The organism is Alteriqipengyuania halimionae (assembly GCF_009827575.1).
GTDB lineage: Bacteria > Pseudomonadota > Alphaproteobacteria > Sphingomonadales > Sphingomonadaceae > Alteriqipengyuania_A > Alteriqipengyuania_A halimionae.
The window spans coordinates 2,656,597-2,674,057 of the sequence record NZ_WTYR01000001.1; the positions used below are offsets into that span (position 1 = coordinate 2,656,597).

Genomic DNA, 17,461 nt, shown 5'->3' on the forward strand with positions numbered 1-17,461 from the left:
TGGCGAAGACGATCAGGCCGAGCGGACTTGATCTTCGCGGAGCCATTCGCCGACCTTCCGGCCGAACTTGGCGATCGCATTCATATTGAAGAAGTGCATGGCGCCCAAGACGACGACAACGATGCCGATTTTGCTCGAAAGAAAGCGGATCGTGTCCGCGACCGTTTCAGGAGGGCGGCCGAAGCGCAAAGTGAGCAGTATCCAGCCCAAATTGACGAGGTAGAATCCGACCACGAGCAAGTGGTTGGTTGAGCGCGCAAGCGTGTCGTCGTGACCGAAGCATTCCTTCAGGAACACGATGCCGTTGGCCGACAAGATATGCGCGACCCACACCGTGAGTGCGATGCTGATTGCCAGATAAAGGCCGAGTGCAACAGTTTCCATCATTTCCTCCTGTTAGTTCTGTAAATAGAGAAATCAGTGGGCGTGGTGAGGCGGCATGGGGAGATCCTTTTAATGGACTGTCAGGAAATCTTGCGTGAGCCGGGCAGGAGGCGCGCTACACGGCCGCCCAATTTCATAAGAGTTACGAGGGTTGATTTCGGCAGGCCACGCACATCATCGTACCAATTGGCAAGCGTGCCGATGAAAGTGTGCATATTGCCGATCCGCTCGCGGATATGCGGCGGCACATCGTCACGCCCGTCGAGCGAAGTGGAAAGGTCGGACATGAACGCGATCGTCGGATCGATTTCGCGCTTCTTCCGCTCGGTCACGATTCGTGTGAGCAGTTCCCACAGATCGGTTCCGGCAACGAAGTGATCGCGCCGGTCTCCTTCAACATGGACCCGCCGAACAATGCCGTAGCCCTGCAATTCCTTGAGTCCGTTCGAGACGTTGGAGCGGGCCAGCCCGAGCGTTTCCGAGATGATCTCTGCATGCACTGGCCGGTCCGAAAGATAGAGCAGCGCATGGATCTGAGCGACCGAGCGGTTGACCCCCCATTCAGTGCCCATTTCTCCCCAGTGGAGTATGAAGCTACGGGCTTCAGGGATATCCAGAATACCGGTCACGACTCAGCCAATCCTTATTTCTGTAAAAACAGAAATAGCGAAAACCACATGTTCGTCAAGTGACGTAATGTACTCTGGCAGTCAGTCTCGAGTGTGTTCGCCTTGGGTCGGGGACGGGGCGTCGAGCGTAAGCTCCGCGTCGGAAAAGCGGAAAGGGCTGCGCAGCGAGGGCGTTCCATCGCAATCGAGCTTCATGCCGCGCGCAACAACCTGGGGGTCGGCAAAGACCTCGTCCAGATCGTTGATTGGTCCCGCTGGGACGCCAGCTGCGGCGCACGCCTTCAGCAGATCAGCGCGATCGCGCTTGGAGGTTTCATCTGCGATGATTGCGTCGATCTCCGCCCGATTGGCGAGGCGATCGGCATTGGTTGCAAAGCGCGGTTCGTCGAGCAGATCGTCACGGCCAAGCAGGCCGAGCAGCTTGCGGAACAGCCGGTCGTTGGCCGGCGCCAGCACCACCGGACCGTCCTTCGTCGGAAACACGCCATAGGCGCTGACCTGGGCGTGGCTGTTGCCCATGCGCGGCGGGTTTGCGCCGGTGGCGAAGAAGCTCAATGCCTGATTGGCGAGCAGCGAAACCGAACAATCGAGCAGAGCCATGTCGATATGCTGGCCGCGTCCGGTGCGTGCGCGCATGACCAGCGCCGACTGGATCGCGATCACCGACCATAGGGCGCAGGACAGGTCCGAGATCGAGACTCCAGCCTTCATCGGCTCGCCATCCGGCTCCCCGGTCAGGCCCATGAAACCGCTCATCGCCTGGATCATGAAGTCGTAGCCCGGCTCGTCGCGTCGCGGCCCGTCCTGACCGAAACCCGTGATCGAGCAATAGACCAGCGCCGAGTTGGTCGCAGAGAGCGCGGTGTAGTCGAGGCCGAACTTGGCCAGCCCGCCCGGCTTGAAATTCTCGAGCACGATATCGGCCCCGCTTGCCAGCGCCTTGATCCGTTCAAGATCCTGCGTGTCGCCGAAATCGGCGACGATCCCGCGCTTCCCGCGATTGCAGGCGTGGTAATAGGCGGCCGTGGTCTCGCCATGGCGGGCCAGGAAAGGCGGTCCCCACTGGCGGGTGCTATCGCCGTCGGGGCTCTCGACCTTGATCACGTCCGCGCCAAGATCGGCGAAGATCTGCCCGGCAAAGGGTCCCGCCAGCACGCGTGACAGGTCGAGTACCTTCACACCTGCGAGCGGCGAATGGGGATTGCGGGGTGCGTCGAGCCACATGGCGAGTGGCTACCCTAGCGCGACCTCGTAGTCGGCGGTCGTGCTCTCGGCGACCTGCGCTTCGGTCACATCGGGCGCGAGCTCGACAAGCTGGAACTTGCTGTCGTGATCGGGGCGACGGAACACGCCCAGATTGGTGATGACCATGTCGACGACATCGGCCCCGGTCAGCGGGAGCGTGCATTCGGGGACGAACTTCGGCGAGCCGTCCTTGGCGGTGTGATCCATCACCACGATGATCTTCTTCACACCGGCGACAAGGTCCATCGCGCCGCCCATGCCCTTGATCATCTTGCCCGGGATCATCCAGTTGGCGATGTCTCCGTTCTGCGCCACTTCCATCGCGCCGAGCACGGTCAGGTCGATATGCCCGCCGCGAATCATCGCAAAGCTCTGGGCGCTGTCGAAATAGGCCGAATGCGGCAGCTCGCTGATCGTCTGCTTGCCGGCATTGATGAGATCGGCGTCCTCCTCCCCTTCGTAAGGGAAGGGGCCGATGCCGAGCATGCCGTTCTCGCTTTGCAGCGTTACGTGCATGCCTTCGGGAATGTGGTTCGCCACCAGCGTCGGGATGCCGATGCCGAGATTGACGTAATAGCCGTCTTGCAGTTCCTGCGCGGCACGCGCGGCCATTTGGTTGCGATCCCAGGGCATGACTTATTCTCCGGTAACAGGGTCGGTCGATCGCGCGCGATCATTCGGCGCGCGCGTGAAAAGGGCATGTGAAACGGCCGAAAGCATATCAGCTGCCTCCGCCGAACGGCGCGGGCACCAGGAACCATCCGTTCCCGATAAGCGGCTCGAGCGAGGCGGCGGCGCTTTCGTCCCGCAGATAATCGTATAATTCATCGAAATCGGCGCGCCGGTCGCCGAGCATCGCCTCGATGCAGAACTCACGCCCGAGCCGTTCGCGCAGCACCTGCTTTCGCTCTCCGCCGATAGGCAGGGCGATCAGGTCGCGGCTGGCGGGGTCGAGCATCGATCGTTCGAGCAGTTCGCGCAGATTGGCGGCCTGCGTGCTCGGCGCACCGCTCAGCCAGATGATCCGCAAGCCACGCGCGCGCAACTGCGCAAGGCCGGGGACCAGCGCGGTGGGGATCGTCGCCACGGCACGCGGATCGATCGATCTATCGCCATCGTCGAGATCGATCAGCACCGCTGGCGGTTGCGTATCGCATTCGCGCGTATCGGGTCGGGTCGCGCCCGGATCGGCCAGCACGACCGAGCGACGCGTTTCGTCGGGCAGATAGGGTCGCGCTTCGGCAAGGGCGTAAGCGACGAAACCGCCATAGGGCGACTCTGCGAGGGCCGGACTTGCCGCCTCCCGCGATGCGGGAGGTGCGATCGGACCGGGTGGCGGGTTCGGGATCGACGCCCTCGGCGTGTCGGGCGGTCCGACGGGGGCTGTTCGCGCCTCGTTGTCGCCACGCAGACCCGACGTTGCGATCGCGCCGCCTGCCAGCACCGGGAGCGCGGCTGCGACGCAACCGGGAAGGGCAGCGGCAGCGCCAGCAACCGCCAGGAGGCGCAGCGCGCGGATCAAGCCTCGCTGCGCTCGCGCGTGGTGCGGAACTCGATCTTCTTGTCGTAAGGCGCGCCCACGATCATGCGCTGGACGTAGACGCCCGGAAGGTGAATGTGATCGGGGTCTAGTTCGCCAGCAGGGACGACTTCCTCGACCTCGACGATGCAGACCTTGCCGCAGGTGGCGGCAGGCTGGTTGAAATTGCGCGCGGTCTTGCGGAACACCAGATTGCCGGTCTCATCGGCCTTCCACGCCTTGACCAGCGCGAGATCGGCGAAGATCCCGCGTTCCATCACGTAATCTTGGCCGTCGAAATCGCGGACTTCCTTGCCTTCGGCCACCTGTGTGCCGACGCCGGTCTTGGTGTAGAAGGCGGGGATGCCTGCGCCGCCGGCGCGCGTCCGTTCGGCCAGCGTGCCTTGCGGACAGAATTCGACGTCGAGCTCTCCCGAGAGGAACTGGCGCTCGAACTCCTTGTTCTCGCCGACATAGGACGAGATCATCTTAGATACCTGCTTGGTCCGCAGCAGCTTGCCGATGCCCTCATTGTCGATCCCCGCATTGTTGCTGACGAAGGTGAGGTCCTTGACCCCGCTATCGCGCACCGCGTCGAGCAGGCGTTCGGGAATGCCGCAAAGGCCGAAGCCCCCGGCAGCAATCAGCAAGCCGTCCTCGAGCAATCCATCGAGGGCAGCGGCGGCATCGGGATAGAGTTTCTGCATGGCCGAGCCTTTAGCCTTGCTCGTCCGGCCTGTCACCACCGACGGCGACGTTACGTAAGTTGCATGAGATGCAACACACCATTAGTATTTCGCACTTGCACAAAAATGCTGCGCCGCACATAAAGACCCTGCCTTTACAGGCATCCTCTCCCAAAACTTCCCACCCGGGGGCTTCGGTCCCCGGGTTTTTTCTTGTCTGGCATCGGTCCGCATTCCGGGCCGCGCGGCACGTTTTGGCGCGTCGCCCATTTGAAATGGAGAGGCGTGCTTCCTAGCTCGCTCCGGAACGACAGAAACATCAAGGGAGCGGGTTGCCGATGGCGGACGCGGATACGGCGGTCGAAAACGACACTGTCAAACTACAGGTCGCAAACGCCAAGCAGGAAGAGAGTGGCAGCGGCATGGCGCGGATTTCCAAATCCGCGATGCGCGCGCTCGGTGTTACCGAAGGCGATGTGATCGAGATTTCGGGCAAGGCAACCACGCCGGCCCGCGTGCGCGCACCCTATCCCGACGATGAAGGCCTCGAAGTCATCCGGCTCGACGGCCTCCAGCGCTCGAACGCCGAAGCGCGCTCGGGCGACCATGTGATCGTGCGCAAGGTCGAATCGCGGCCCGCCACGCGGGTGGTGTTCGCCCCCGCGCAGCGCGAGATGAAGCTGCAGGGCCCGGCCGAAGCGCTCAAACGCAATTTCTTCCAGCGACCGCTCGTCGCCGGAGACCTGGTCGCCACGCGTGGGCGTCAACCGGTCAGCAACATGCCGCCGGAACTGGCACGCATGGTCAATGCCCCGGCCTTCGCGCTCACCGAAATCAGGCTTTCGGTCGTGTCGACCACCCCGCGCGGGATCGTCCATATCGACGAGAACACCGAGGTCGAACTCAAGGCGGAATTCGCCGAGGCGCATACGCCCGGTGCGGCCATCAATTACGACGATGTCGGCGGGATGGAAGACACGATCCAGCAATTGCGCGAGATGGTCGAACTGCCGCTGCGCTATCCCGAATTGTTCACCCGTCTCGGGGTCGATCCGCCCAAGGGCGTGCTGCTGCATGGCCCGCCGGGCACCGGCAAGACGCGCCTTGCGCAGGCGGTCGCGAACGAAAGCGAAGCGGCCTTCTTCACCATCAACGGCCCGGAAATCATGGGTTCGGCCTATGGCGAGAGCGAGAAGCGGCTGCGCGATGTGTTCGAGGAGGCGGCACGGTCCCAACCCGCGATCGTCTTTATCGACGAGATCGATTCGATCGCGCCCAAGCGCGACCGTGTCCAGGGCGAGGCCGAAAAGCGGCTCGTGGCGCAATTGCTGACCTTGATGGACGGGCTTTCGAGCCGGGCTAATATCGTGGTGATCGCGGCGACCAACCGCCCCGATGCCGTCGATGAAGCCTTGCGACGTCCCGGCCGGTTCGATCGCGAAATCGTGATCGGGGTGCCCGACGAAAAGGGTCGCCGCGAAATCCTCTCGATCCACACGCGCGGCATGCCCTTGGGCGAGAAGGTCAATCTCGACGAACTGGCGCGCTCCACTCACGGGTTCGTGGGTGCGGATATCGCCGCACTGGCGCGCGAAGCCGCGATCGAAGCCGTCCGCCGGATCATGCCCGAGCTCGATCTCGAGGCGCAGTCGATCCCCGAAGACGTGCTCGAAAGCCTCGAAGTCACCCGCGAGGATTTTCTCGAGGCCCTGAAGCGCGTCAGCCCGTCGGCGATGCGCGAAGTGATGGTGCAGGTCCCGCAGGTCGGCTGGTCCGATATCGGCGGGCTCGACGACGCCACCGATCGCCTGCGCGAAACGGTCGAACTGCCGCTCAAGGAGCCCGAGAGCTTCCACCGGCTCGGTATCCGTCCGGCCAAGGGCGTGTTGCTGTATGGCCCGCCCGGCACCGGCAAGACGCTGCTGGCCAAAGCCGCCGCGCGCGAGGCCGAAGCCAATTTCATTTCGATGAAAAGCTCCGACCTGTTGAGCAAGTGGTATGGCGAGAGCGAGCAACAGATCGCCCGCATGTTCGCCCGTGCGCGCGCGGTTGCGCCGTGCATCGTGTTCATCGACGAGATCGACAGCCTCGTCCCCGCGCGCGGTAGCGGCGGCAGCGAGCCGCAAGTCACCGCCCGCGTGGTCAACACGCTTTTGGCCGAGATGGACGGCATGGAAGAATTGCAATCGGTCGTGGTGGTCGGCGCCACGAACCGTCCAACGCTGGTCGATCCGGCGCTGCTGCGCCCCGGCCGTTTTGACGAGCTGGTCTATGTCGGCGCGCCCGACGAGGAAGGCCGCGCGCATATCCTCAAGATCCACACTGAAAAGATGCCATTGGCCGACGATGTCGATCTCGCTTCGGTGGCAAAGAAGACCGCACGCTTTACCGGCGCCGATCTCGAAGACGTGGTTCGCCGCGCCGGCCTGATCGCGATCCGCAAGAACGGGTCGGATGTCAGCGAGGTGACCGGCCAGGATTTCGCCGCGGCACTCGACGATTCGCGCGCCACCGTGACGCGCGACATGGAGAAGGAATACGCCAAGATGAAAGGCGAGCTGAAGAAACGCGCCGCCGCCGTGCGTCCGATCGGCTTCGTCTGGCCCGATACGCTGGAATCGGATCGTGAGGAGAAGCACCCCGAACTTCCCGCTCCGGAGATGGACGAGAAGTGATCGTCAGTGCCGGGCCAGTTCCCAAGAAACTGCGACGCGGGTGACATAGAGGGGGCGCGCGAATTCGAGGGTGCGCTTCGCCGGAGCGGAGAATTCTCCGATCGCGTTCAGGCTCTTGCCACCTGACGCAAGGGCCTTGATCGCTACTCCAAAGGCGCGCTCGGCGAAGGCGACATCACCGTCGAGGCTGGCGGCTTTCGCGGCGAATGTAGCGGCGGTCACCGCTTGTCCTGTGTCCGGGCCGTTCACGTTCGATAGGATGCCGTATGCGCGCACCAATCGGTCCTTCGCCTCGCCATAGCGTTCGAGCGCGATCAGCGTGGCTCCGTGGTTCATCAGGCAGAACGCCGGCGCAATCGACTGGCCGTTGGCCAGCGCCTCGATTCGCGGACAGACCTCGGCGAACACAGGCTCTGCGATTGCGAAACAACTGGTGCGCAAGTCGATCAGCGCGAGATTCTGACGAGTGGTCAGGTCGTCTTCCTGAGGCGTGAGATCTTGCGAGCGATAGATCGAGCGCACGTCGCAGCAATGTCCGTGCTTCGGTGAATTTTGCGCGCGACATCAGCACGGTGGCGAGATCGGTCAGCGCCGATCCGTAGATCTGTGGGGCCGAGCCTTCGCTACGCACAAGAACTTCGCGCATGATGCGCTCTGCCTCGTCGAGCTGCGCTGCATTGTTATGGAGCCAACCGATGCTGCGGAGGATGTAGAGCGTTTCGGGGTGGTCCACGCCCTTCATTCGCTCGCGCAAGTCGAGTGCCGCGTGAAAACGGCTCAACAGTTCTTGCTGGGGGCGGCGCGTTTCGTCGGCGATATAGGCGGCAAGCCGCACCACTTCTTCGCCGGAACGAGGTCCGGATTGCCCGAGCTGCAAGCTTCCAGCTGAAGGACGACTTGGGGTGAAGTTTTTGCCAATCCGCGATCGATGGATTGGCGCTCGTGCGATTGATCTGCTGATACAGTTCGCGCGGCATGCGCTATTGCTGTTGGGGGCTTGCGACACCATCGGCGCTGCCATGGAAGTCAGCAGAAGAATGCCTAGCATATCGTTACACTCCTCCCTCGATCAGGGTTCGCCCGCCTTGGGATGACCGTGCGGCACTTCGAGACGATGCCGGATCAGCGCGTCCGGCTGGTTCTCGCGCAGCCAGGCCAGCATGTGCTCGCGCACATCGGCGCGCAGGTTCCAGAGATTGCCGATGGTCGCTGCGCTCACCGCAACGCGCAGTTCGACGCTTTCGGGATAGGCGTCGGTCATCAGCATAGCGGCGGTGCGACCGTCCCATAACGTGTGGTCCTCGACATAGCGTTCGAACTCGGCACGAATCGGATCGATGTCGCTCGCCGGATCGAGGTGGAGGAACACCGGCCCGGTCAAGCGCTCGCTACCGCGCGACCAGTTCTCGAACGTCTCGTCGAAAAAGTTCGCGGTCGGGATGACGACAAGGCGTTCGTCCCAGGTCCGGATGAATACGAAATTCATGCGGATTTCCTCGACGCGGCCGACATGCCCGCCGACATTGACCATGTCGCCGATCCGGATCGGTTCGGTCAGCACCATCTGGATGCCGGCGATCAGCGACTTGAGTGCGGGCTGCGCCGCCGCACCGACGGCCAAGGCGGCGAGACCGGCGGACGCCATCAGCGTCAGGCCGATATCGCGCACACCCGGAATCGAGAGCAGCATCAGGCCCACGGTGATGAAAATAATGATCGCCGAAACGAGCCGCGAAATGATTGTCAGCCGCGTGCGTTTCCGCCGGGCGACGAAATCTTCCATGAAATCGCTGCCCGCGTTTTCCTCGGCGGCGTGGATGAGCGCGCGGAAAACCGCCAGCACCATCCAGCCGACGATCAGCGGCATGACGAAGCCGGCGACCTTGTCCCACACGGTTTCGAGCATCGGCACTTCGCGCGCGACGAGGACCAGTGCCAGCGCCACCAGTGCATAGCGTGAGGGCCGAGCGATGTTGCGCACCAGCACGTCGTCGCTGTCGCTGTCGCTTTGCTTGACGATCCGTTCGAGCGCCTTGAACAGCAGGCGATGCAGTAGCAGCGCCACGACGACGGCAATCCCTGCGGCAAGCGCGGCAGTCAGCCAGTCCTGCGTGTGGTCGGGCAATCGATTGAGCGGTTCGAGCAGAGCGTCCATCATTCGGGCGACCTAATGGGCACGGCGTCCAATGCAATAGTCGCCCATGTGGTATGCAGCGGGCGGATCAATGCGCGTCGTCCCAGCTCGGCCCGGTGCCGACTTCGATATCGAGCGGCACGTCGAGCGTGACCGAAGGCCCGGCCGCGCCGGACATTACCCGGCGAATGACCTCGCTTGCTGCTTCGGCTGCGGCGGCCGGGCATTCGAACACGAGTTCGTCGTGGACCTGTAACAGCATGCGGGTGTCGTTCAGACCCTCGGCGCGCAGAGCGGGGATCATCCGCACCATCGCGCGTTTGATGATATCGGCACTGGTGCCCTGGATCGGCGCATTGACCGCCGCGCGCTCGGACCCGGCACGTTCATTGGGGTTCTTGGCGTTGATCCGGGGAAACCACGTCTTGCGGCCGAACAGCGTCTCCGAATAGCCCTGCTCGCGCACGCTCTCGAGCGTATGGGCGATGAAGCGCTGGATGCCGGGGAAACGCGCGAAATAGGTGTCGATCAGCGCCTGTGCTTCATCCGGCTCGATCTTGAGCCGCCCCGCCAACCCCCAGCGCGAAATGCCGTAGAGGATCGCGAAGTTGATCGTCTTGGCCTTGGCGCGATTGTCTCGCGTGGCGTCGCCGAACATCTCTTCCGCCGTGCGGTTGTGGATGTCCTCGCCTTCGCGGAAAGCCTCCTTCAGCGGGCCGACATCAGCCATGTGCGCGGCTAGGCGCAGTTCGATCTGCGAATAGTCGGCGGCGAGCAGAACATTGCCCTCTTCAGGCACGAAGGCCCCGCGGATCTGGCGACCGATCGCGGTGCGGATCGGGATGTTCTGGAGGTTCGGATCGGTCGAGGAAAGCCGCCCGGTCTGCGCGCCGGCCAGGCTGTAGCTGGTGTGGACGCGGCCGGTGTCGGGATTGATCGCTTCCTGCAGCGCGTCGGTATAGGTCGATTTGAGCTTGGTCAGCTGGCGCCATTCGAGCACTTTGTCGGCAATCTCGGCACCATCGTTCGAGAGCCGTTCGAGCACGGTCTGGTCGGTCGAATACTGCCCGCTCTTGCCCTTGCGCCCGCCCTTGTGGCCCAGCTTGTCGAACAGGATATCGCCCAGCTGCTTGGGGCTTCCGACGGTGAATTCCTCGCCCGCCAGTTCGAAAATCTCGCCTTCGAGCCCGGCGACCGTTTCGGCAAAGCTCTTGGACAAATCGGCGAGGCGCGCGCGATCGACCTTGATGCCCTCGCGCTCCATCGCCGCGACCACCGGGATCAGCGGGCGATCGACTCGCTCGTAGATCCGCGTGCCGGCTTCTTCGGACAGGCGCGGCTTGAGGACGCTGTGCAGGCGCCAGGTAATGTCGGCATCCTCGGCAGCGTATTCGGTTGCCTTGTCGAGCGCGACTTCGCCGAAGGGGATTGCCTTCTTTCCCGTTCCGCACACCTGTTTGTAGGGAATGCACTCATGGTCGAAGTGTCGCTTGGCGAGCTCGTCCATCCCGTGGCCGCCGCCAATGCCTTCGCTCGAGCGTCCTGCATCGAGATCGAAGCTGATTACCATCGTATCGTCGAGCGGAGCGACATGGGTGCCGTGCCGGGCCAGCACGTTGAGATCGTATTTGCCGTTATGCGCAACCTTGAGGACCGCATCGTCCTCGAGCAGCGGCTTCAACAGCGCGAGCGCGTCGCCGAACGCGACCTGCGGAGGTTTCTCGTCGAACATGTCCGAGCCGCCATGAGCCAACGGGATATAGCAGGCCTCGTTCGGGCCCGTCGCAAGGCTTACCCCGACGAGCTCGGCGCGCATTGCGTCGAGAGACGAGGTTTCGGTATCGAAGGCGACAAGCCGTGCCTTGTGTGCCCGCGCGACCCATTTTTCGAGCGCTTGGACGTCCTGCACCGTCTCGTATGTCGAGCGATCGACCGGCGGAAGTTCCGGGAGGGGCTGGCGATCGCCTTCGCTCGCTTCCGCCGCCTGCGCGACGTCATCCTGCGTCGCGGGCGCTGTTTCGAGCCGTTTGCGTAGCGAGTGGAAGCCGTGCTGTTCGAGGAAGGCCGCGAGCGGTTCGGGCGGAATGCCGTCCAGCTTCATCTCGTCGAGTGGTTGCGGCAGATCGCAATCCTTTTTCAGCTCGACCAGCACGCGGCTGAGTTCGGCCATGTCGCGCCCTTCGAGCAGGCGCTCCTTCAGCTTGGACTTCTTCATCTCCGGCGCCGCGTCGAGCGCGCCTTCCAGCGAGCCGTGATCGACAATCAGCTTCGATGCCGTTTTCGGGCCGATGCCGTAAATGCCGGGTATGTTGTCCACGCTGTCGCCCATCAGCGCCAGCACATCGCCGACCTGTTCGGGCGGGACGCCGAATTTCTCCTCGACCTCTGCCGGTCCGAGCCGGACGTTCTTCATCGTGTCGAGCATGTCGATCGTGCCGCCCCAAGTGTCGCCGACAAGCTGCATCAGGTCTTTGTCCGACGATACGATCGTGACGTTCCAGCCCTGCTTCGCCGCCTCGACCGCGTAGGTTGCGATCAGATCGTCGGCTTCGAGGCCCTGCTCCTCGATGCAAGGCAGCGAAAAGGCGCGCGTCGCATCGCGAATCAGCGGGAATTGCGGGCGCAGATCCTCGGGCGGTTCGGGCCGGTTGGCCTTGTATTCGGGATAGATATCGTTGCGGAAACTCTTCGAATCCTTGTCGAGAATCACCGCCAGATGGGTTGGCCCATCTTCCTGATCGAGCTGGTCGGCAAGCTTCCACAGCATGGTCGTATAGCCGTATACCGCGCCAACCGGCGTGCCCTCGGGATTGGTGAGCGGGGGTAGACGGTGGTAGGCGCGGAAAATATAGGCCGAACCGTCGACGAGGTAGAGGTGCTGCTGAGAATCTGGCATGCGCATCTGCTAGCAAGCCACACGGCGCGCGTCGCGCGTGAAATGTGTCGCTGCCGTCGACACTTTGCGATGATTGCGTCGCTGATGCGAAGCTGCGCAATTTTCCACGCCGCCCCAGTCATTTCGCGACAAAATGGCCAATTGTGACGAAAATAGGGCTTGCGCTGCCATATTCCGGCCACTATTTCTGTATCCGAAGTCGAGCCCGGTCACGGGCGAGATTTTGCGCCGGGGGCTGATCCCCGGCGGAAGTCCACAGACTGCTAAGGATTTATTTTATGCGTAAGATCGTTCTCGTCGCCGCCGCCGGTGCCGCCCTGTCGCTGGCCGCTTGCTCGGAACAGACCGAAGACGCTGCGGCCACCACCGCTGACTCGGCTGCCGAAGACACCGCCGAAAACCTGGACGAAGCCGGCGAAGCCGTCGACCAGGCTGCCGAAGACACCGCCGCAGCTGCAGACGAAACCGCTGCGGACGTCGAAGCTGCCGCTCAGAACGAAACCGAAGAAGAAGCCCAGGCTGACTAAGCCACGCTTCTTTCCGGTTACGGAAAAACGGAAAGGGCGCGACATTGCGGCGCGCCCTTTTTGTTTGTACCAGCCCGTGGGTAGGGCGGTCAGGCGTTCGAGATAGCCTGGGCGATGCGATCGGCCGGTTCGCTGGTCATCGTCTTGGCGATTTCGCCGACGAGACGCTTCTCCAGCTCGGTGTGATAGTGTCGGCGCATTTCCCCCAACGTCTTGGGGTCGGCGATCACGACCAGCTCGTCGATTTCGTTGCCGATCGCCTTCTGGTTGAGGCATTCGGCCACTGCCGCACCATGGGCCAGCTCGTCGAGGTCGGTGCGTCCGAGGCGCTGTCCAGCCTCGTCCTGATGCTTTACGCCGGCGCTGAAATTGGTCGCATCGAGATCGATTTCTTCGGCGCTTCCAAGCTTGGGTTCAAGCGGCGCGCCTTCGTTGCGGAGCAGGACGAACCGTTCTCCGTCCACCACTGCGACATGACCATTTTTTGCTAATCTCATGAATCTCTCCTTTGTTCATCCAACCAACGGACGAACGGGCGAAGAGTTCATGGTTTCGGGGCGAAAATCAGCCGCCGTAATTGGACTGGCGCAGCTCTTCGTATCCATCGAGGAGTTCACGCGCGATCCGTGCAATCCGGGCTTCGCGGTTCGAACGGCTGCCTTGCCCGGTGACGTAGATCGCCACGGCATAAGTGCGTCCGCTCGGCGCAGTGATGAAGCCGACATCGCTCGATGTATTGTTCAGCGATCCGGTCTTGTGCGCAACCTTGGCGCCCGACGGCATCAGCGCCGGAATCCGACGCTTGCCCGTGCGGCAGCGGCTCATCGCGCTGAGGATCACGGCGCGGCTCTTGGCACTCAGGAAGTCGCCATTGTGCAGGCCTGCAAGCAATTGCAACATCGCTCGCGGGGTGGCTGCATCGCGGGTGTCGATCTTGGTTGCGGGGTCGTATTCGCCATCGTCGCGCACCAGCGTGGCGATGTCGCGATCGAGCGAGAAGTCCTCGATCCCGTTGCGGCGCATCCAGTCGTTGACCGCTTCGGGTCCTCCGACCACGCGCAACAGCGCATCGGTGGACGGATTGCTCGAGCGGGTGAGCATCAGTTCGATGAGTTCGATGGCCGGAAGATGCTTGCCTTCGCGCACCGGTGCGGCGCGGCTAGAGAAGGGCTTGGAACGTAGCGGCCAGAGCAGCGGAAATTCGCTGGTCAGGCTCCATCGGCCCTGCTCAACACCTTCCATGAAGGTCGCCGCGACCGCGATCTTGCTGGTCGAGGCCATGGGGAAGAACTGCCGGTCGAGCACGCCGAGCGTCTGTCCCGTCGAAAGATCCATCGCGGCGACGCCTATCCGTCCGCGCGATCCATCGGCGACCGCCTCGATCCGCGCAGCCAGGTTCTTGTCGAAATCGATCGGCGCCTGCGCTTCGGTGCCGAAAACGGCGTCGAATTGCTGGTCGACCGCGGCCTCCTGGGCCGCCGACGGCAGTGAAACGATGGCCGCGAATGCGGCGGCGATGGTCGAAAGCGTTTTACCCCAAGTCATGTTCGCTCCCTAGTTCATCCAACATGGGAAAATGCTTAACGAAATGAGCCTGAACAGCCTGTGCGCGACGAATGGATTCATTCCTGCGACGAAACGAGAAAGGCCCGGCGGGATCGCTCCCGCCGGGCCTCTCGTGTGCGTTGTAAAGCGTGAGGGCTTAGAAGCCGCCCATGCCTCCCATGCCGCCCATGTCGGGCATGGCCGGAGCCGAACCCTTCTCTTCCGGGATCTCGCTCACCGCCGCTTCGGTGGTGATCAGCAGACCGGCAACCGAAGCTGCGTTCTGCAGCGCGGTGCGCACGACCTTGGTCGGGTCGATCACGCCGGCGTTGACGAGATTCTCGTAAGTGTCAGTCGCAGCGTTGAAGCCCAGCGACTGGTCGCCGCCGTCGATCAGCTTGCCGGCAACCACGGCACCGTCATGGCCCGCATTGGCGGCAATCTGACGGACGGGAGCCTGAAGGCCGCGACGCACGATGTCGATGCCGCGGGTCTGGTCTTCATTCTCGCCGGTCATGCCTTCTAGCGACTGCGCGGCATAAAGCAGCGCGGTGCCGCCGCCCGGGACGATGCCTTCTTCGACCGCGGCGCGGGTGGCGTGGAGCGCGTCGTCGACACGGTCCTTGCGTTCCTTCACCTCGACTTCGGTGGCACCGCCAACCTTGATCACGGCTACGCCGCCGGCCAGCTTGGCCAGGCGTTCCTGCAGCTTTTCCTTGTCGTAGTCCGACGAGGTGGTTTCGATCTGGGCGCGGATCTGTTCGACGCGCGACTTGATCTCTTCCTCGCTACCGGCACCGTCGACGATGGTCGTGTTGTCCTTGTCGATGGTGACGCGCTTGGCTTCGCCGAGCATGCCCAGCGTGACGTTTTCGAGCTTGATGCCGAGGTCTTCGGAGATCATCTCGCCCTTGGTCAGGATCGAGATGTCCTGCAGCATCGCCTTGCGGCGATCGCCGAAGCCCGGCGCCTTGACCGCTGCGACCTTGAGGCCGCCGCGCAGCTTGTTCACCACGAGGGTGGCCAGCGCTTCGCCTTCGATGTCTTCGGCGATGATCAGCAGCGGACGGCCCGACTGGACGGCCGCTTCGAGCACCGGCAGCATCGACTGCAGATTGCTGAGCTTCTTCTCGTGGATCAAGATGTACGGGTTTTCGAGTTCGACCGTCATCTTGTCCGGGTTGGTGACGAAGTACGGCGAGAGATAGCCACGATCGAACTGCATGCCTTCGACGGTTTCGAGCTCGAATTCGAGACCCTTGCTCTCGTCGACGGTGATCACGCCTTCCTTGCCGACCTTTTCCATCGCTTCGGCGATCTTCTCACCGACTTCCTTGTCGCCATTGGCCGAAATGATGCCGACCTGGGCGATTTCCTGCGAACCGGACACGTCCTTCGAACGGCCCTTCAGGTCTTCGACGACCTTGGTGACGGCGAGGTCGATGCCGCGCTTGAGGTCCATCGGGTTCATGCCGGCCGCAACCGACTTCATGCCTTCGGTGACGATCGACTGCGCCAGCACCGTAGCGGTGGTGGTGCCGTCGCCGGCCGCGTCGTTCGATTTCGACGCGACTTCCTTGATCATCTGCGCGCCCATGTTCTCGAACTTGTCCTTAAGTTCGATTTCCTTGGCGACGGTGACGCCGTCCTTGGTGATGCGGGGTGCGCCGAAGCTCTTGTCGATCACGACGTTGCGGCCCTTGGGGCCGAGCGTGACCTTGACGGCGTTCGCGAGCGTGTCGACGCCCTTGAGGATGCCTTCGCGCGCGTTGCGCCCGAATTTAACGTCCTTGGCTGCCATGAGATTGTCTCCTGGATTTGATGTTTAGGTGAGGAAGCGGGTCGGGATCGTCAGGAGACGATGCCGAGGATGTCGCTTTCCTTCATGATGAGCAGGTCTTCGCCGTCGACCTTGACTTCGGTGCCCGACCATTTGCCGAACAGAATGCGGTCGCCTTCCTTGACGTCCAGCGGGGTCACCTTGCCGTCTTCGGCCTTGGCCCCGGCACCGATGGCGACGACTTCGCCTTCGCTCGGCTTTTCCTGGGCGCTATCGGGGATGATGATGCCGCCAGCGGTCTTCTCGTCGGCTTCGATGCGACGGACCAGCACGCGGTCATGCAGCGGACGAAATGCCATTGCTTTTACCTCTCGTGAAATCAGAGTGAAATTGACGTTGGCACTCCCTTGCGGAGAGTGCCAGCACGGCGCATTTGGGTGCGCGCTTCACCAGAGTCAACGGGGCGGGAGGGAGATTCTTTCCGCGCGGTTCGATGAGCCGGGGCGCAGACTGGCCAAGGCGATATATGATCCGTATGGGCCGCGGCAACCCGGCGTCGCCCTCTAGCGGCGCGCCAACGACGAACGGAGAATATCACGTGGCTGGACAGGACCAAATCGCGCAAATCGGCATCCTTGAGCAGGCGCTGCTCTGGCTGAAGCTCAACGTCATTTCGATCGCCGGTGCTTTCGCCGTTCTGATCATAGGCTTGATTGTCGCGGGCGCGGTTTCGCGCGCCGTCGAACGCGCGCTCAAAAACTCCTCCAAGTTCGATCCGACAGTGGCCGATTTCCTGTCGAGCCTGGTCAAATATGCGATGTGGGCGCTGGTGCTCGTGACCGTGCTCGCGCAGTTCGGCGTCGAGACGACCAGCATTCTCGCCGCGCTCGGTGGTATGGCGCTTGCGGTGGGGCTCGCCCTCCAGGGCACACTCAGCAATGTCGCCTCTGGCGTGATGATCCTGGTGCAGAAGCCGTTCAAGGTGGGCGAATCGATCAGCGCGGGCCCGGTGACGGGCACGGTCGAGGAGATCGGCCTGTTCACCACCCAGCTCAAGCAGTTCGACGGGCTGTTCGTGATGGTCCCCAATTCGGAATTGTGGAACCAGGCGATCATCAACTTCACCCGCCACCCTACGCGCCGTTTCGAACTGGTAGTCGGCATCGCCTATGGCGACAGCATGGAGCAGGCGCGCGGAGAATTGCTCTCGCTGGCCAAAGCCGACGAGCGCGTGCTCGCCGATCCGGAACCGGTGACCTTCGTCAACTCGCTCGACGACAGTTCGGTCGGGATCGGCCTGCGCGTTTGGTGCGCGACGCCCGACTATCTCGCTCTGTCGTGGGACCTGACCGAAAAGGCCAAGGCGCGCTTCGACGATGTCGGCATCTCGATCCCGTTCCCGCAGCGCGAAGTGATCCAGCGCGCGGCCTAGGCTCCGCGC

General features: G+C 62.9%; 16 protein-coding genes and 1 pseudogene. 3 read left to right on the forward strand and 14 right to left on the reverse strand.

What is annotated here, in order from left to right:
• Nucleotides 1-12: 12 nt before the first annotated feature.
• The 6 genes from GRI68_RS12865 to GRI68_RS12890 form a co-directional block, all read right to left on the reverse strand.
• Nucleotides 13-384 (reverse strand): hypothetical protein, encoded by a 372-nt coding sequence (locus tag GRI68_RS12865; RefSeq protein WP_234028805.1) that lies wholly within the window; start codon nt 382-384, stop codon nt 13-15.
• A gap of 80 nt (nt 385-464) precedes the next feature.
• The gene (locus GRI68_RS12870) at nt 465-1,013 is read right to left on the reverse strand and encodes a GbsR/MarR family transcriptional regulator (protein WP_407643354.1); all 549 of its coding nucleotides are present in this window, start codon (nt 1,011-1,013) and stop codon (nt 465-467) included.
• A gap of 81 nt (nt 1,014-1,094) precedes the next feature.
• Nucleotides 1,095-2,237: a CaiB/BaiF CoA transferase family protein gene (locus tag GRI68_RS12875; RefSeq protein ID WP_160617648.1), complete on the reverse strand. Its 1,143-nt coding sequence runs from the start codon at nt 2,235-2,237 to the stop codon at nt 1,095-1,097.
• A 9-nt stretch (nt 2,238-2,246) separates the two neighbouring features.
• On the reverse strand, nt 2,247-2,891 hold the full coding sequence (locus GRI68_RS12880) for a CoA transferase subunit B (RefSeq protein ID WP_160617649.1): 645 nt from the start codon (nt 2,889-2,891) through the stop codon (nt 2,247-2,249).
• An 88-nt stretch (nt 2,892-2,979) separates the two neighbouring features.
• The gene (locus GRI68_RS12885) at nt 2,980-3,780 is read right to left on the reverse strand and encodes a hypothetical protein (RefSeq protein ID WP_160617650.1); all 801 of its coding nucleotides are present in this window, start codon (nt 3,778-3,780) and stop codon (nt 2,980-2,982) included.
• Nucleotides 3,777-4,484, reverse strand: a complete 708-nt coding sequence (locus tag GRI68_RS12890; protein ID WP_160617651.1) for a CoA transferase subunit A — start codon at nt 4,482-4,484, stop codon at nt 3,777-3,779. Before GRI68_RS12890 ends, GRI68_RS12885 begins: the two co-directional genes overlap by 4 nt.
• Before the next feature lie 317 nt (nt 4,485-4,801).
• Here GRI68_RS12890 and GRI68_RS12895 point away from each other — a divergent pair, with 317 nt between their 5' ends.
• The gene (locus GRI68_RS12895; protein WP_160617652.1) at nt 4,802-7,138 is read left to right on the forward strand and encodes a CDC48 family AAA ATPase; all 2,337 of its coding nucleotides are present in this window, start codon (nt 4,802-4,804) and stop codon (nt 7,136-7,138) included.
• A gap of 3 nt (nt 7,139-7,141) precedes the next feature.
• Here the strand turns inward: GRI68_RS12895 and GRI68_RS13815 are convergent, their stop codons facing one another.
• From GRI68_RS13815 to polA, 4 genes and pseudogenes are all read right to left on the reverse strand, one after another.
• Nucleotides 7,142-7,660 (reverse strand): hypothetical protein, encoded by a 519-nt coding sequence (locus GRI68_RS13815; RefSeq protein ID WP_234028806.1) that lies wholly within the window; start codon nt 7,658-7,660, stop codon nt 7,142-7,144.
• 25 nt (nt 7,661-7,685) lie between these two features.
• Nucleotides 7,686-8,186, reverse strand: a pseudogene (locus GRI68_RS14040) (tetratricopeptide repeat protein); the annotation flags it as partial.
• Between the two features lie 21 nt (nt 8,187-8,207).
• A complete protein-coding gene (locus tag GRI68_RS12910) occupies nt 8,208-9,296 on the reverse strand; it encodes a mechanosensitive ion channel family protein (protein WP_234028807.1) in 1,089 nt (362 codons plus the stop codon).
• 64 nt (nt 9,297-9,360) lie between these two features.
• Entirely contained in the window at nt 9,361-12,168 is a 2,808-nt protein-coding gene (polA, locus tag GRI68_RS12915) for a DNA polymerase I (RefSeq protein WP_160617655.1), read from the reverse strand.
• Between the two features lie 278 nt (nt 12,169-12,446).
• On the opposite strand from polA, the gene GRI68_RS12920 reads away from it, so the two are divergent.
• Nucleotides 12,447-12,695 carry a hypothetical protein gene (locus GRI68_RS12920; RefSeq protein ID WP_160617656.1) on the forward strand — a complete coding sequence of 83 codons (249 nt, stop codon included), beginning with the start codon at nt 12,447-12,449 and terminating at the stop codon, nt 12,693-12,695.
• A gap of 89 nt (nt 12,696-12,784) precedes the next feature.
• Here the strand turns inward: GRI68_RS12920 and GRI68_RS12925 are convergent, their stop codons facing one another.
• The 4 genes from GRI68_RS12925 to groES form a co-directional block, all read right to left on the reverse strand.
• On the reverse strand, nt 12,785-13,192 hold the full coding sequence (locus GRI68_RS12925; RefSeq protein ID WP_160617657.1) for a baeRF12 domain-containing protein: 408 nt from the start codon (nt 13,190-13,192) through the stop codon (nt 12,785-12,787).
• Nucleotides 13,193-13,259: 67 nt separating this feature from the next.
• Nucleotides 13,260-14,240 carry a serine hydrolase gene (locus GRI68_RS12930; protein WP_160617658.1) on the reverse strand — a complete coding sequence of 327 codons (981 nt, stop codon included), beginning with the start codon at nt 14,238-14,240 and terminating at the stop codon, nt 13,260-13,262.
• Nucleotides 14,241-14,397: 157 nt separating this feature from the next.
• Entirely contained in the window at nt 14,398-16,041 is a 1,644-nt protein-coding gene (gene groL, locus GRI68_RS12935; protein WP_160617659.1) for a chaperonin GroEL, read from the reverse strand.
• Between the two features lie 50 nt (nt 16,042-16,091).
• Nucleotides 16,092-16,379 carry a co-chaperone GroES gene (gene groES / locus GRI68_RS12940; protein ID WP_160617660.1) on the reverse strand — a complete coding sequence of 96 codons (288 nt, stop codon included), beginning with the start codon at nt 16,377-16,379 and terminating at the stop codon, nt 16,092-16,094.
• Between the two features lie 239 nt (nt 16,380-16,618).
• Between groES and GRI68_RS12945 the strand changes: the two genes are divergently transcribed.
• Nucleotides 16,619-17,452, forward strand: coding sequence for a mechanosensitive ion channel family protein (locus GRI68_RS12945; protein ID WP_325063811.1), 834 nt, complete (start codon nt 16,619-16,621; stop codon nt 17,450-17,452).
• Nucleotides 17,453-17,461 lie beyond the last annotated feature (9 nt).

What these genes read in the sequence shown, in the direction of transcription:
- groL (WP_160617659.1), bottom strand. Translation starts at nt 16,041, where the DNA reads ATGGCAGCCAAGGACGTTAAATTCGGGCGCAACGCGCGCGAAGGCATC.
- groES (WP_160617660.1), bottom strand. Translation starts at nt 16,379, where the DNA reads ATGGCATTTCGTCCGCTGCATGACCGCGTGCTGGTCCGTCGCATCGAA.
- GRI68_RS12895 (WP_160617652.1), top strand. Translation starts at nt 4,802, where the DNA reads ATGGCGGACGCGGATACGGCGGTCGAAAACGACACTGTCAAACTACAG.
- polA (WP_160617655.1), bottom strand. Translation starts at nt 12,168, where the DNA reads ATGCCAGATTCTCAGCAGCACCTCTACCTCGTCGACGGTTCGGCCTAT.
- GRI68_RS12865 (WP_234028805.1), bottom strand. Translation starts at nt 384, where the DNA reads ATGGAAACTGTTGCACTCGGCCTTTATCTGGCAATCAGCATCGCACTC.
- GRI68_RS12910 (WP_234028807.1), bottom strand. Translation starts at nt 9,296, where the DNA reads ATGATGGACGCTCTGCTCGAACCGCTCAATCGATTGCCCGACCACACG.
- GRI68_RS12930 (WP_160617658.1), bottom strand. Translation starts at nt 14,240, where the DNA reads ATGACTTGGGGTAAAACGCTTTCGACCATCGCCGCCGCATTCGCGGCC.
- GRI68_RS12875 (WP_160617648.1), bottom strand. Translation starts at nt 2,237, where the DNA reads ATGTGGCTCGACGCACCCCGCAATCCCCATTCGCCGCTCGCAGGTGTG.
- GRI68_RS12920 (WP_160617656.1), top strand. Translation starts at nt 12,447, where the DNA reads ATGCGTAAGATCGTTCTCGTCGCCGCCGCCGGTGCCGCCCTGTCGCTG.
- GRI68_RS12880 (WP_160617649.1), bottom strand. Translation starts at nt 2,891, where the DNA reads ATGCCCTGGGATCGCAACCAAATGGCCGCGCGTGCCGCGCAGGAACTG.
- GRI68_RS12890 (WP_160617651.1), bottom strand. Translation starts at nt 4,484, where the DNA reads ATGCAGAAACTCTATCCCGATGCCGCCGCTGCCCTCGATGGATTGCTC.
- GRI68_RS12925 (WP_160617657.1), bottom strand. Translation starts at nt 13,192, where the DNA reads ATGAGATTAGCAAAAAATGGTCATGTCGCAGTGGTGGACGGAGAACGG.